Source organism: Novosphingobium hassiacum (assembly GCF_014196055.1).
Lineage (GTDB): Bacteria > Pseudomonadota > Alphaproteobacteria > Sphingomonadales > Sphingomonadaceae > Novosphingobium > Novosphingobium hassiacum.
Window position 1 is genome coordinate 718101 of sequence record NZ_JACICY010000001.1, and the last position, 12363, is coordinate 730463.

Below are 12363 nucleotides of genomic sequence, written 5' to 3' on the forward strand. Positions count from 1 at the left end.
TATGCAGTATAACAATATCGAAAGGGCGACAAGTGGGACCTCAGGCAGTTACGTCAGCGGCTCCCATTTGAACGTCAGTTCACCCTCGCGATGGGCGAAGCGGTTGACATGATCGGCGACCACCTGCTGCATCCGTGCCATGTCGCCCTCGCCCTCAAGGTTGCAGATGACTTCAAGTTCGCTGTCGGACGCCTTTAGCTCAACCGGGCCAAACGGCAGCGCGATGCGCCCCTGAGTGGGATCGAAGGTCACGTCGAATTTGTGCCCCCAGTGTTTGCACAGTTGCTGAAGGTAGCGGCTAGCATTGGGCGTGGCGACGGTGGCATGGCTTGCGGGCATGAAATGGACTCGCTCTCATGATCAGTTTTGCTATATCAAAGATATATCTTTGAAAGCGAATGTCAAGCGCGCGCAAGCCCTCGGTGTCGAATCACGTCACTCAGGATGATGCATCGCGCAACCGTCCCGGTCTGTGAAGCATTGTCCACCCCACCGATCGACGACCCAGCGCACACATTGCTCGCCACAATTTGCCAGCGCGACATTGACGAGCCCGCCATTGTTATGGCAATCGGCCAGCGCACCAATCGAGCGGCGTTGCAGATCAGGTCGAAACGGCCCGTGAAGCACGTCAGTCCTTTGTCAGCGCGGGTATAGCATAGTGGTAATGCACTAGCCTTCCAAGCTAGCTAGGCGGGTTCGATTCCCGCTACCCGCTCCAACTCCCGGTCTCAGGGCCGCTGAAATCTGCGGTATTTTTGGCCTTGTCCAGCCCATTGGATCGTGTGAAATTTCAGGACAGCTCTCAACGTTGGGGGCCACTCTGCGAAGATATCGGGCCGGAAAATGCTCGTGGCCCCAACCTGGGGCCACGTCACGGGAAGGCCTCGATTATGCCTTTGACAGATATAGCAATTCGTAGCGCTAAGCCCCGCCAAAAGGTATACAAGCTGTGCGACATGCAGGGCTTGTTTGTTTTGGTCCAGCCATTCGGGAGCAAGCTCTGACGGGATGAAGTATCGCTTCGGCGGCGTCGAGAAGGAGCTGGGCTTGGGTACCTACCCCCAGGTCGGAAGGAGCGGGTCATGATGGCGCAATGGTGGTCCGACCTCGTAGATTCGTTGCGGAAATGGAGCCACCTCGAAACCCGCCATTCCCGCTTTATTGAGCAGGCTGTCAGCAACTCTACGAGATCGTCGGCATAGCTCGGCGGAGCGTCCACTCATTGTCAAACGGGCTATCTTGGACGGTGTACGGCCGACCAGGGAAAGGTGCCGGCAAATGCCGACACCTCCCTTGTCATTATTGCCTCATCCGCAGCAGGGAAGCCCGCAGCATGCGCCCAGGGCGCAGCAGGCTGCCGTGAAGGCCGCAGGGGTTGCCGCAAAGGCGGTTCCGGCGGAAAGGGACAGGCTGACAGCAATGATTTTTGCAAAAAGCTTCATGGGAAATTCTCCAAAGAATAGAAAGTCTGGGCGCGGCGGCAGCTTCACGGCGTCGGCGTTTCGGGAGCGATCACCACTGTGGCCAAGGCGCGATCTGTCGTCGGCGGATAGACCTCCACCGTCGTTGTGACGACGGGCAAGGCCGTGGAAGCTGGCAATGCCGTCCCGCAACTTCCGTGGCAGGTCTGGGCAGGCAGCAAACAACCGACCGAGTGATCGGTGCAACAATGGCCTGGCATCATGCAGTTGCTGCCGGGTGCGGCGCTTGTCGGGGCCGCAATACCCAACAAGAAAACCAGGATCAGGAACAACCGGCGCCGCATGATAGGATATTCGGTCAATAACGGGATCTGGTTACATCGCGGCGGCCCGCTTAGGTAAGGCCGGCCAATGCAAGAACGGCTGCCATGCCGGGCGCGACGATCGAGGGGCCGGGTTGGATTGGCTCGCGCGGGACACCGAGACGGTTGACCCAAGCTGTCCGATAACCGAACCATGCAGCACCTGCCGCATCCCAACCCCCAAAGGCTGCAAACCCGATCCGCTCCTTGGGCAGATCAAAGGCCTTCATCGCCATCGCATAGGCTGCCGGGGCAGGCTTGAACTTCCGCACCCGATCGGTGCTCAGGACATGAGCGAAAGCGGGGGCGATGCCGTTCCGGGCCATATTGGCGCGCAGCGCATCCTCGCCGAGGTTCGACAGGAACGCGAGACGGACTCCAGCCGCGTTCAGCTTTTCCAGCGCAGGTTTGACATCCGGCCAGACGTCGAGCTGCGCATAAGCACCCACCAGCCTTTCGCGGACTGCGGCGCTGAGTGTCAGGGCAAGCGCATCGGCCGAAAAGCGCAGCGCCTCGTCGGCGACGGCATCGAACGGAGCATAACGATCAGCCGAGGTGTAAAGCCAGGTGTAGCCAAACAGCTTGGTGCTCCACGCCTGTGCCAATGCTTCGCCCCGGTCCGGCACCAGCGACTTCACCATGGCTCCCACCGACCGCGGATCGAAGATGGGAAAGCCATCGAATGCAATCGCCTCAACCGGACCTTGCGCATTCGCGGCGGCACGGCTCATTGCAGGTGAAAGCATCGCTCCAGCGGCAAGGCCACCGACGACATAGCGCCGGGAAATCATCGACGACGGTGAATGTCCCACAAGAAGCTCCTGGAAAAATGCTTAAAATCAATGTGGTTTCGGTTCAGATCGACCGGGTTTCGCCGCCATCCATGCGCAGCGTGCTGCCGGTCATCCAGCGCGCACCCGGGGAGAGCAAGAAGGCAACCAGTTCTGCGATGTCCTCCGGCCGGCCATAGCTCGCGATACCGGATTCCTGCGCATAGACGTCCATCGCTTCGGCAAGCTGGAGCCCGCGTTCCTGCGCGAAACGCTCGATGATGGTCAATCGGCGGTCCGTCATCACGGAACCTGGCTGTATGGAATTGACTTGCACGCCATCGGTCAGCCCCTGTTCCGCAAAAGCCTTGGCCAAGGCGAGGATGGCGGCGTTGATCGTGGACACACCAGCAAGCGACGCCTTGGGCATCAGCGCCGTTGCCCCGGACATGAACAACAGCGCTCCGCGCGATGCGACGAGATGCGGCCAAGCGGCGAGCGCGAGGCGACGCGCGCCATGAAGCTTTAGCGCGAGCCCGTCATCCCATTGCTCGTCGGTCATGGACATCAGGCCAGCTTGGGGCACGGCTCCGGCTATGTTGACGACAGCGTCAATCCGTCCCGTGGCTTCCAGCGTGCGCGAAACCAGTTCAGCAGACGCGCCTTTCGTGCGCAGATCAGCCGCGACCGGCAAGGCGGCCGCCCCGGCGGCGCGTATGTCCGACGCGCTTTGCTCCAGAGCAAGCTCGTTGCGCGCCGCGACCGTGACATGATCGAACTCCCACGCAAGGCGCAATGCGGTGGCACGGCCAATGCCACGGCTGGCACCGGTAACGATGACAGTGCGCGGCGTGCGCGCCGCTAAATCGGGATTGTCGTGCATGGGAGGATGCTTTCCGTGACAGCAAGTCACAATAGCCATCCACCTTGAGACACAAGGCGGATGGCTTGTTCAACAATTACGGATTTGGCCGCTGACGGTTACGAGGGGTTGGGGGTGAAACCGCCAGCGGCCTATCGCCCGCCAATGCGGGGCGATGCTGGATCAACGCCGACAGGCGGTGCTATTTGGCAGCGAAGGTTGCCTTGATCTCTTGGGCCACGCGCGGCGTGTTCTCGTCGAGAACGAAGTGCCCGGCGTCGAGCCAGACCAGATTTGCGTTCGGCAGATCGGTCTTGAAGGCTTCCGCCCCTGCCGGAATAAAGAACGGGTCCGCCTTGCCCCAGACAATCAGCGTCTTTGGCTGATACTTGCGGAACGCGGCATGCCAGCTGTCGTAGAGAGCGACGTTGGTCTTGTAGTTTTCGAGCAGGTCGAGCTGATAGGCGTCGGTGCCAGGGCGGTCGAGCAAGGCCTGATCATGCACCCAGTTATCGGGACTGATAGCTTCTGGGTTTTTCGCGCCGACCGTATACTGGAACTGCGTGGTTTCTGCTTTCAGAAAGCTGCGCGCAGCCGTCTCTGTGGCTGCGTCACGCTTGTTCCAGAGCGGCAGGAATATCTGCTTGGGCAGATCGCCCACGCCTTCGAGATAGGCATTGGTATTCTGGATCACGAAGCCCTTCACCCGATCCGGATGGGCTGCGAACAGGCGGAAGCCGATCGGCCCGCCGTAGTCCTGCATGTAGAGGATGTAGGATGTCAGGTGCAATTGGTCGAGCAGGCCGTCCACATGGCCGGTCAGATTGTCAAAGCTATAGGTGAACGCTGTGTGCGACGGCGCGTCCGACTGGCCGAAGCCGATGTAATCCGGCGCGATGACGTGAAACTTGTCGGCCAGCGCCGGGATAAGGTCGCGGTACATATGCGATGAAGTCGGGAAGCCATGCAGCAGCACGATCGTCGGCGCGGCCGGATCACCTGCTTCGCGATAGAACACCTTCCGGCCCTCTACTGTTGCGGTTCGATATAGCGTCTCGATGCTGGTGTGGGCGGTAGAATGCGCCGGGGCTGCGGCAGCGGGCAAAGGCGTGGCCGCAAGCAGGCCTGCAGCGGATGTGGCAAGCAAGCCGCCAGCTGTGGAACGGAAGGAATGTGTCATTTGCGAATCTCCGTGTAACCGTTAAAATGTCGCATTAACGGTGTCGCTTTACAGATCACCTGTCAACTGCCATTTTAACGGTTACATTATTTATCTGCAGCGAGGCCGGGCGAGACACATGGTACCCACGACGCAGACTCCGTTCGTTGGCGAGTTTCGGGAAGGTATGCCTTTCCTGGGCGGCCACCTGTGGATTGATTTCCTCAACACCAGGCCCGTCATCAACGGCGTCGCCCAAGACCTCATCGGAACGGCACAGGCCATTGAACACTGGGCGCGACAAGCCAACATCGCGCCTGGCGAGAGCGCGACCATCGATCAACCCAAGGCACTAAACGCGCTGCGGCAGCAGCTTGCTCAAGCCTTTGATTGCCTTGCGGCATCAAAGCCGCTGCCTGATACCCTAATCGTGACCATCAATCGTCTGATAGACCGCTCAGGCGTCCACCTGCACGTTACCAACCTCGGCGTCGACGAACGGCTCGAACTTGTCGGGCCGCCGGTTGCCACTGCGGTCGCGTGGGACTTTGCCCGCTTCCTCGCCGAATTCGACCACCGCAGGTTGCGCCACTGCGACAACCCGGCTTGCGTCATGCAGTTCTATGACGTCGGCAAGAACAACCGCCGCCGTTGGTGTACGATGTCCCTGTGCGGCAACCGCGACAAGGTCGCTCAATACCGAGAACGCAAGTCTACCGGACAATCGGCGTGATGACCGTTTGTCGGTCTGCATTATCACTTTGCTTTGAAGCATAGGCCGGAGCACCCGGTGCCCCGGCCTAAACCGCGTCACGGCACCAAGATAAGTTTGCCCATGGTGCTCCGGCCTTCAAGCGCACGATGCGCCTCCGCTGCTTCCGCCAGCGGATAGACGCCGCCGATCGTCACCTTGAGGTCTCCCCGCGCGGCGGCTTCGAACAGTACGGTCAATTCTGCCCTCAGGCTGGGGGGCGTCAGCAACGGGACCAGCGCGAAGCCGGTGATTGACTGGTTCTTAAAAATGAGGCCGAGAAGATCGGGAACGCCCAGCGCAAACTGTTGAATGTTGAGCGCTCCGTAGATGACCATCTGTCCGAGTGGCGCCAGCGCGGAGAGGCCATCCATCGTGATCGCACCGCCCACCGATTCATAGATGATATCCGGCCCCGCGCCACCAAGCGCTGCGGTCCAGTTTGGGTCGGTATAGTCAACGCCCACATCCGCGCCGAGCGAGCGTGCGAACTCCAGCTTTGCCTCGGTGCTCGCCGCCGCGACAATGCAGCGCGCGCCCGCCTGCCTTGCGAGTTGAACAAGGATCGAGCCGACACCGCCTGCGGCACCGGTGACAAGCACTGTCTTGCCTTGAGGTGGCGCCTGTCTGAGCAGATAGGCCGCCGTCAGCCCTTGCACCATGAGCGCCGTCGCATCCTCAAACGACAGTCCGTCGGGCAAGGGAACGATGTAGTCTGCCGGAACCACGACATATTCGGCGTAGCCACCGAACGATATATTCGCAGCGAACAGTGGTGCGGCGACACGGGTTCCGATCGTGAGCCCATCGACATCGGCTCCCAGCCCGGCGATCGTTCCGGCGACTTCCGACCCAAGGACGGATGGCAGCGGCGGGGTCATGGCGTAACGATCCTGCCGCATCAGGACGTCGGAGAAATTGATTCCTGCCGCGTGAACCCTGACGAGCACTTCGCCGGGCCCGGGTACCGGGTCCGCCACATCGCCGTATTCGAGGACGTCGGGGTCGCCGAAACGGCGCAATTCGATGGCTTTCATGAAGGATCTCGCTTGGCTGTGTAACGAGACCTGTGTTTGGCCGAATAGCCCCTTTGGAAACTACACACTCTTTCGTGCCATACACACCAGGAGGTAACCATGGTCCATCTCACGAAGCGTTTGCCACTGCTTCCAGCAGAACGCGCGCTCAAGGTCATCGCTGGGCGATGGAAGCCCATCATCCTTTATCATCTGTTCGATGGCGCGCTGCGCTTGTCGGAACTCCATCGCCGCATGCCGGCGATCAGCCAGAAGGTACTGATCCAGCAATTGCGGGAGATGGAGGAGCACGGCATCGTCCATCGCGAGATTTTCCGCCAGGTGCCGCCCCGTGTCGAATACAATGCGACGCCGCTTGGCCTCAGTTTGGGGCCAGTACTGCTGGCGTTGTGCGATTGGGGACGGCGTCACGCCCGGGAACTCGACGAAATCGATCGGATGATCGATTGTCCGGCAGCCTTGGCAGTGCATCCCGGAGCGATCGCCCAAGCCTTGCCGGCCTGATTGGCACTCAGGGTATGGTCGAAGGCGACGAGTCCTGCGCGAACAGGCGCTGGAACTGCCGCAATTCGTCAGGTTCGATGTCGGATACGGCCCAGAATTCCAGACCGTCCTGCGCCCATCGCACCAGGCTGAAACCCTCGCGGCGCGTGACAAACCCGGCAGAGGACAGGATGCCGCGCGCAGGCCGTACGAACAAATTGATCGTGTGCAGGCGGCGATGATAGACGATTGCGGGCACGACCTGCCCATCGACATAGTCCAGACGGCCACCGACGAGCGGAAAGGCTTGGGCTGCAAGCTCCGGCACCGGCGGCGCGAACTCTATGCGGCCGTTGAACCACGGCTTCACCACGTGGCGATTGGAGGTTGCGATATCGGTCACGTGGTTTGCCAGGAGCGAGCGCACATGATTGGCAACAAGCTGGTCCTGTAAGCTCGCAGTCGTAAGTTGCGGCGTGGCCACGAACAGCACAAGGCTTGCAGCCAGAGCCACAAGAGCACCGCTCGCGATCGGTGATCGCCAAGGCCTGTGCGATGATCGACGCAGGCGGGCGTTGTCTCGTACAGGGGCGGTTGCGGCTTGCAATGCGGCGTCCACCCGGTTGCGCACCGCCGCTGGCATGGTGTGGGAAACGCCATCCGCGGACAGGCTGGCGCGGACCGTTTCAAGACGCTGCAATTCGTCTGCGCACGCAGCACAGGTTTTCACGTGGGCTTCAACCGCAAGATTGTTGGCAGCATCCAGTTCCCCGTCGATCAGGCCGTGGAGCAGCAACGATTGGTCGGAACAGGTGTTCATGGCCGGATCATCCTGCCTTGGGCGTCTTCGGAAATGAGCAAGGTGGCCAGCATCTGGCGCGCACGGGCGAGACGCGACATGACGGTCCCGATCGGCACGGCGGTCAGGCTAGCTATTTCCTTGTACGAAAGCTCCTCAAGTTCTCGCAGAACTATTGTTTCGCGAAATGGTTCGGGCAGATTTTCGATCATGGCGCGAACGGAATCCACTGCATTGCGCCGCATCAGGATCACTTCGGGGGTATCCTCGTCGATGGCCTGCGCTTCATCGCTGGCTTGTGAGGAAGTCGAAACGCGGTCCCGGTTGGCGCTGATCCAGTTGTAGAAGCAGTTGCGCACGATTGCGAAAAGCCATGCCTTGGCCGATTCACCGCGATAGCTGTCGAACGAACGGAACGCGCGCAGGAAGGCATCCTGCACGATGTCCTCGGCTCCACTGGGGTCGCGCGCAAGATAGCGGGCGAAGTTATAGGCTGCATCCATGTGCGGAAGCATGACCTCCCGAAAACGCTCGGCCTGATGGTGCGGAACGGCCGATGTGCCGACATTTTTCGGTGCCTGTGAGCGCCAGACGCGGCTGAAGGCGAGATGGGGGCGCAGGAAGCTTCGCGTCATGCGCTCGCGCTCGCCCTTGGCCGCTCCGCTCTGGTCATCGCGCCTTGACGATGATCCTGCCGGTCATGTGCGGATGAAGGGAGCAGAAATACCCGTAGTCGCCGACCTTGGTGAAGGTGAACGAATAGCTGTCGCCGGTATCTAGCGCGCTGGACCGGAACGCCTTGGCATTGGCCACCACGCTGTGCGGGTCCTCATCGGCATTGGTCCACGTGACCGTCGTTCCGGGCCTGACCGTCACGATGGCTGGGACGAACGCAAAGTTCCTGATCTGAACGACCTGCGCTTCGGCTGCCGCTGGGCCTCGTCCGGCAGCATGAGCCGGGTGAGAGGATGCGACGACGGAACTTACGGCAATCGTAATGGCAAGCCATGTGGCGCGCTGGTGGCGATGTTTCAAAGGGGGCATGTGGGTGTACCTCTTGACCTGATGTGGGTGCGATCACCCGAGCGCGGCATCGATGAGGGCGATGGGCTCAGCGCCGGGTACGACCGTCGCCGTCCGGATGCCGAGCACGCTGTGCAGTGTTTCTGCAGCGACCTTGAGCGGGCCGGGCGATCGCGCCGCGCCCGGTGCGGGCTGGGGATAGGCGGTGGAGCGGGCGCTGTGAAAGCTGATGTTGCCTTCCACCTTTTGGATGATCTGGTGGATATGGCCGTTGAGCACTGTCACCGAGCCGAAGCGGCGCATCAGCGACAAGGCCTGAAGGCTGTCATCCGTCCCCCAGCCCCAATCGGCGTAAACCGTCCACAGCGGAATATGGGCGAAAACGACGATCGGTGTGCTGGCCGATCGTCCCGCCAGATCCCTGGCAAGCCAGATCAACTGTTCCTCGCCCAAATGGCCCATGCCGCCGGGCTGGAGATTGGCTACGTTGACCAGGGCAATGAAATGAACGCCATCGTGATCGAAGCTGTACCAGCCCGTTCCCAGCGTGGTTTTTCCATAGCGCGAGAGAAAGGCCTTGCCGCCACCTTCATCGAGCATGTCGTGTTCGCCTGGAACGTGAAACGCGGGGATGCCGGCCTCGCTGACGATGGCATCTGCATCCGCAAATTCGGCATCCTTCGAGAGGTGCGTGATGTCACCCGTGTGGAGGATGAAGGCAGGCTTTTGCGGCAGCAGTTTGATCTTTGCGACAGCTTCCTGAAACGTCCCGCGGGCGTTCGGATTGGCTGGCTTGTCGAACCCGACATGGCTGTCGCTGATCTGGAGAAAGCTGAACGGGGTCACGCGTCCGGCGGCCGGATCGGGACGCTGAGCCGCTAGCGCGGCGTCCAGACTGATCGATGAGGCAATGCCTCCGCCCATCACGTAGAGAGCGCCCGTGCCAGCCCAGCCCATGCATTGCAGCATTCCGCGCCGATCGATCCGGTCGCTGGCCTTGGTGTCCATACTTGCTGCTCCATCCATCTGGTGTGATCGCAAGAGGTGACCGCAAGCAGCGTCGGTTTATTCCTGTTCCAGCCGAAATTTTTTGCGAGACCTTCGCCCGCACAGGGCTCAATCGAGACGCAGCATGCGATCGAGCGCCCACTTTCCGCTGCCCCGGACGATGAGAAACAGCAACAGCGCCGCCCAAGTCAGGTGTGTGGGCCATGCATCGGGATAGACGAATATCTCGATCACCGCAGTCATCCCCAGCAACGCCGCTGCCGCCGGGCGGGTCAGCAGGCCGAGCACAAGCAGGATCGGGAACAAGTGCTCGCTATACGTCGCTGCGTATGCGGCGATATCCGATGGGACGAGCGGCAGCTGATATTCTGTGTCGAACAATTCAAAGGTGGAAGGCGTGATGGTGAGCACCCCTTCCACCTTTGTGCGACCCGAAAGGAAGAAGATGGCAGCGATACTCACGCGCGCAATCAGCAGCAGCAGGCTTTCCGGGGTGCGGTGGATCAACCAGTCTGATACTTCACCATAACGGCGCGCAAGAGGGGTCATCGCTCTTCTCCTTGGGGATGGGGTAAGCTCAGGCCTTGGGCGTGAGCGAGCCGAAGCCCTTGGGAGTCTTGATCTTCGTGCAGGTGCCTGCCTTGACCAGTTTCCAGGCATCGCCCTGATAAGCGACCTTGGACGTGCCTGCGCAGCTTGTGCCAGCGCCAGCCTTGCAGTCGTTCTTGCCAGCTTGAGAAACGCCATAGCATTTCTCCATCGGGGCCTTGGGCGCTGCGTGGGCAGTGCCAGCCGCAAGGGCAAGTGCGAGAGATGCAGCCAGAATAGCCGGGGTGGATGTCATTGTTCGTCTCCGTAGAAATTCTGCAGGCCTCACATGCGACGGAACCGTCAGGACGATCCCGTCGCACGGTGACCCTGGGAGGCCTAGCGGGCCGGGTCACGAATGCCTCTTCGCGGCAGTCTGGCGATTCGTTACACTGGCGCAGTGCAGGAGAGTTTTTCCGCGATTGGCATATGCTGTAACCATTCGCCCGTGCGGCCCGAATGGCATTGCGGGAGTGCATATGCGGGCGAGTGAAGATCAGCTCAGGTCATGGATGATTGGCGGCCTTGATGGCGACGCCGATGCCCATGCCGCATTGCTCCGTGCGCTCGTTCCCATACTGCGATCCTTTTTCGGACGCCGCCTTCGCGGTGCCAGCGATGATGTCGAGGATCTTGTGCAGGAAACATTGATGGCCATTCACAGCCGGCGCGCGACATATCGTCGCGATCTGCCGCTTGTCGCGTGGGCCTATGGGGTGGCGCGCTACAAATTGATCGACCACTTTCGCCGCGCCCGACAAATGGTTTCCATCGACGGGCTCGAGGACATCCTGATTTCGGAAGGGTTCGAAGAGGCTTGTGCCGCGCGGATCGACATTGACCGGCTGCTGGGCGGCATTTCGGCCAAACAGGCAAAGGCAATCCGCGATACCAAGGTCGAAGGCCTCAGCATCGCGGAGGCCGCGCAATCGCAAGGCGTTAGCGAGGCTGACGTGAAGGTTTCGGTGCATCGCGGGTTGAAGGCGCTTGCGGCGCGGTTGAGAGGAGCGAGCTGATGCAGACCGAAGATCTGATCCGCGCTCTTGCAGCTGATGTGCCCCCCGTGTCCAGATTCCTGGTTGCGCGCCGAATGACCATCGGCATCGTGACCGGTGGCATCGCGGCTCTGGCCGGGATCGCCCTGACGATCGGCTTCCGGCCCGACCTTGAGACGGCCATGCGTGGTTTTCCGTTCTGGATGAAATTTAGCTACAGCTTGTCGCTTGGCCTGTGTGCCATCATGGCGGCCCGGCATTTGTCCCGCCCCGAATCCAGTCGATCCGAGTGGCTGCGGCTCCTCATCATTCCCGTAGGACTGCTCGCCGCAGTGTCGGTGGCCGAACTGGCCCTTACGCCATCACAGGACTGGCACGCGCTGTGGCTGGGGGAAAGCTGGAAGCAATGCGTTCCGCGCGTATTGCTTTACTCACTTCCGATTTTTGCAGGTTTGCTCTGGGCATTTCGGCAATTCGCCCCGACGCAATTGCGCCTGACCGGCACGACGGCAGGACTTGCTGCAGGCGCTTGTTCTGCCACGCTTTATGGCTTTCATTGCCCGGAAGCTTCGGCCACCTTCGTCTTGAGCTGGTATAGTTTGGGCATCGGTCTGGCCGGAATGGTGGGAGCCTTGGTTGGTCCACGCTTCATGCGCTGGTGATGCGCGTGTAACCAACCGGCAAATTCCTTCGAAGTGCTTCTTGCCATCACGGCAAAGATCTAATTCTTCGAAAGGCTATTCCATGATCACCATGAAGTCAGGCGTCAGCATCGCCACGACCGCGGCTCTGCTTGCTCTAGCTGGCATCGGAGCCACTGCCCCGGCCTTTGCCGCAGGCGGTGCCAAGGCGGTCCACTGCTATGGCGTGAACAGCTGCAAGGGCACGTCGGACTGCAAGACGGCCAAGAACGATTGCAAGGGCCAGAACGGCTGCAAGGGCCAGGGCTTCAAGGAAATGTCGAGCAAGGCCTGCGCCAAGGCCGGCGGCAGCCTGACTGAACCCCAGTAACTCTCTTTCCCTAGGCCACTTTCTCGCCTCTCAACCCTCCCGAGAGAGTGGCCACCGAGGCCCGGCATCCTTGACGCCGGGCCTCACCCCT

At 60.9% G+C, this 12363-nt stretch carries 16 protein-coding genes and 1 tRNA gene; 6 read left to right on the top strand and 11 right to left on the bottom strand.

The genetic code is table 11. From position 1 onward, the window contains the following. Nucleotides 1-48 precede the first annotated feature (48 nt). On the bottom strand, nucleotides 49-339 hold the full coding sequence (locus GGQ88_RS03610; RefSeq protein WP_183611715.1) for a DUF2218 domain-containing protein: 291 nt from the start codon (nucleotides 337-339) through the stop codon (nucleotides 49-51). 308 nt (nucleotides 340-647) lie between these two features. On the opposite strand from GGQ88_RS03610, the gene GGQ88_RS03615 reads away from it, so the two are divergent. After that, a tRNA-Gly gene (locus tag GGQ88_RS03615) sits at nucleotides 648-721 on the top strand. 1097 nt (nucleotides 722-1818) lie between these two features. Here the strand turns inward: GGQ88_RS03615 and GGQ88_RS03620 are convergent. The 3 genes from GGQ88_RS03620 to GGQ88_RS03630 form a co-directional block, all read right to left on the bottom strand. Next, nucleotides 1819-2598, bottom strand: coding sequence for a haloacid dehalogenase type II (locus tag GGQ88_RS03620; RefSeq protein ID WP_343057073.1), 780 nt, complete (start codon nucleotides 2596-2598; stop codon nucleotides 1819-1821). Nucleotides 2599-2641: 43 nt separating this feature from the next. Continuing rightward, nucleotides 2642-3439, bottom strand: coding sequence for an SDR family oxidoreductase (locus tag GGQ88_RS03625; RefSeq protein ID WP_183611716.1), 798 nt, complete (start codon nucleotides 3437-3439; stop codon nucleotides 2642-2644). 181 nt (nucleotides 3440-3620) lie between these two features. Continuing rightward, nucleotides 3621-4598, bottom strand: coding sequence for an alpha/beta fold hydrolase (locus tag GGQ88_RS03630; protein ID WP_183611717.1), 978 nt, complete (start codon nucleotides 4596-4598; stop codon nucleotides 3621-3623). Between the two features lie 118 nt (nucleotides 4599-4716). On the opposite strand from GGQ88_RS03630, the gene GGQ88_RS03635 reads away from it, so the two are divergent. Next, a complete protein-coding gene (locus tag GGQ88_RS03635; RefSeq protein ID WP_183611718.1) occupies nucleotides 4717-5310 on the top strand; it encodes a CGNR zinc finger domain-containing protein in 594 nt (197 codons plus the stop codon). 77 nt (nucleotides 5311-5387) lie between these two features. Here the strand turns inward: GGQ88_RS03635 and GGQ88_RS03640 are convergent, their stop codons facing one another. Next, complete coding sequence (locus GGQ88_RS03640; RefSeq protein ID WP_183611719.1) at nucleotides 5388-6365, bottom strand: quinone oxidoreductase family protein; 978 nt, start codon at nucleotides 6363-6365, stop codon at nucleotides 5388-5390. 99 nt (nucleotides 6366-6464) lie between these two features. Here GGQ88_RS03640 and GGQ88_RS03645 point away from each other — a divergent pair, with 99 nt between their 5' ends. Beyond that, nucleotides 6465-6869: a winged helix-turn-helix transcriptional regulator gene (locus GGQ88_RS03645; RefSeq protein WP_183611720.1), complete on the top strand. Its 405-nt coding sequence runs from the start codon at nucleotides 6465-6467 to the stop codon at nucleotides 6867-6869. Between the two features lie 7 nt (nucleotides 6870-6876). Here the strand turns inward: GGQ88_RS03645 and GGQ88_RS03650 are convergent, their stop codons facing one another. From GGQ88_RS03650 to GGQ88_RS03675, 6 genes are all read right to left on the bottom strand, one after another. Then, nucleotides 6877-7668 carry an anti-sigma factor family protein gene (locus GGQ88_RS03650; RefSeq protein ID WP_183611721.1) on the bottom strand — a complete coding sequence of 264 codons (792 nt, stop codon included), beginning with the start codon at nucleotides 7666-7668 and terminating at the stop codon, nucleotides 6877-6879. Continuing rightward, nucleotides 7665-8282 carry a sigma-70 family RNA polymerase sigma factor gene (locus GGQ88_RS03655; protein WP_183611722.1) on the bottom strand — a complete coding sequence of 206 codons (618 nt, stop codon included), beginning with the start codon at nucleotides 8280-8282 and terminating at the stop codon, nucleotides 7665-7667. Before GGQ88_RS03655 ends, GGQ88_RS03650 begins: the two co-directional genes overlap by 4 nt. A gap of 34 nt (nucleotides 8283-8316) precedes the next feature. Beyond that, a complete protein-coding gene (locus tag GGQ88_RS03660) occupies nucleotides 8317-8691 on the bottom strand; it encodes a cupredoxin domain-containing protein (protein WP_183611723.1) in 375 nt (124 codons plus the stop codon). 33 nt (nucleotides 8692-8724) lie between these two features. Continuing rightward, complete coding sequence (locus tag GGQ88_RS03665) at nucleotides 8725-9678, bottom strand: metallophosphoesterase family protein (RefSeq protein ID WP_183611724.1); 954 nt, start codon at nucleotides 9676-9678, stop codon at nucleotides 8725-8727. Between the two features lie 108 nt (nucleotides 9679-9786). Then, on the bottom strand, nucleotides 9787-10227 hold the full coding sequence (locus GGQ88_RS03670) for a DoxX family protein (protein ID WP_183611725.1): 441 nt from the start codon (nucleotides 10225-10227) through the stop codon (nucleotides 9787-9789). Nucleotides 10228-10255: 28 nt separating this feature from the next. Further along, the gene (locus GGQ88_RS03675; RefSeq protein WP_183611726.1) at nucleotides 10256-10522 is read right to left on the bottom strand and encodes a BufA1 family periplasmic bufferin-type metallophore; all 267 of its coding nucleotides are present in this window, start codon (nucleotides 10520-10522) and stop codon (nucleotides 10256-10258) included. Nucleotides 10523-10745: 223 nt separating this feature from the next. Between GGQ88_RS03675 and GGQ88_RS03680 the strand changes: the two genes are divergently transcribed. The 3 genes from GGQ88_RS03680 (at nucleotide 10746) to bufA2 (ending at nucleotide 12272) form a co-directional block, all read left to right on the top strand. Further along, nucleotides 10746-11282 (top strand): sigma-70 family RNA polymerase sigma factor, encoded by a 537-nt coding sequence (locus GGQ88_RS03680; protein WP_183611727.1) that lies wholly within the window; start codon nucleotides 10746-10748, stop codon nucleotides 11280-11282. Continuing rightward, the gene (locus GGQ88_RS03685) at nucleotides 11282-11923 is read left to right on the top strand and encodes a DUF1109 domain-containing protein (protein WP_183611728.1); all 642 of its coding nucleotides are present in this window, start codon (nucleotides 11282-11284) and stop codon (nucleotides 11921-11923) included. Before GGQ88_RS03680 ends, GGQ88_RS03685 begins: the two co-directional genes overlap by 1 nt. Before the next feature lie 82 nt (nucleotides 11924-12005). Continuing rightward, nucleotides 12006-12272, top strand: a complete 267-nt coding sequence (gene bufA2 / locus GGQ88_RS03690) for a BufA2 family periplasmic bufferin-type metallophore (RefSeq protein WP_183611729.1) — start codon at nucleotides 12006-12008, stop codon at nucleotides 12270-12272. Nucleotides 12273-12363: the final 91 nt, after the last annotated feature.

Coding starts and splice junctions, on each gene's coding strand:
- GGQ88_RS03635 (WP_183611718.1), top strand. CDS start 4,717: ATGGTACCCACGACGCAGACTCCGTTCGTTGGCGAGTTTCGGGAAGGT.
- GGQ88_RS03675 (WP_183611726.1), bottom strand. CDS start 10,522: ATGACATCCACCCCGGCTATTCTGGCTGCATCTCTCGCACTTGCCCTT.
- GGQ88_RS03660 (WP_183611723.1), bottom strand. CDS start 8,691: ATGCCCCCTTTGAAACATCGCCACCAGCGCGCCACATGGCTTGCCATT.
- GGQ88_RS03665 (WP_183611724.1), bottom strand. CDS start 9,678: ATGGACACCAAGGCCAGCGACCGGATCGATCGGCGCGGAATGCTGCAA.
- GGQ88_RS03685 (WP_183611728.1), top strand. CDS start 11,282: ATGCAGACCGAAGATCTGATCCGCGCTCTTGCAGCTGATGTGCCCCCC.
- GGQ88_RS03625 (WP_183611716.1), bottom strand. CDS start 3,439: ATGCACGACAATCCCGATTTAGCGGCGCGCACGCCGCGCACTGTCATC.
- GGQ88_RS03655 (WP_183611722.1), bottom strand. CDS start 8,282: ATGACGCGAAGCTTCCTGCGCCCCCATCTCGCCTTCAGCCGCGTCTGG.
- GGQ88_RS03670 (WP_183611725.1), bottom strand. CDS start 10,227: ATGACCCCTCTTGCGCGCCGTTATGGTGAAGTATCAGACTGGTTGATC.
- GGQ88_RS03640 (WP_183611719.1), bottom strand. CDS start 6,365: ATGAAAGCCATCGAATTGCGCCGTTTCGGCGACCCCGACGTCCTCGAA.
- GGQ88_RS03650 (WP_183611721.1), bottom strand. CDS start 7,668: ATGAACACCTGTTCCGACCAATCGTTGCTGCTCCACGGCCTGATCGAC.
- GGQ88_RS03680 (WP_183611727.1), top strand. CDS start 10,746: ATGCGGGCGAGTGAAGATCAGCTCAGGTCATGGATGATTGGCGGCCTT.
- GGQ88_RS03645 (WP_183611720.1), top strand. CDS start 6,465: ATGGTCCATCTCACGAAGCGTTTGCCACTGCTTCCAGCAGAACGCGCG.
- bufA2 (WP_183611729.1), top strand. CDS start 12,006: ATGATCACCATGAAGTCAGGCGTCAGCATCGCCACGACCGCGGCTCTG.
- GGQ88_RS03630 (WP_183611717.1), bottom strand. CDS start 4,598: ATGACACATTCCTTCCGTTCCACAGCTGGCGGCTTGCTTGCCACATCC.
- GGQ88_RS03610 (WP_183611715.1), bottom strand. CDS start 339: ATGCCCGCAAGCCATGCCACCGTCGCCACGCCCAATGCTAGCCGCTAC.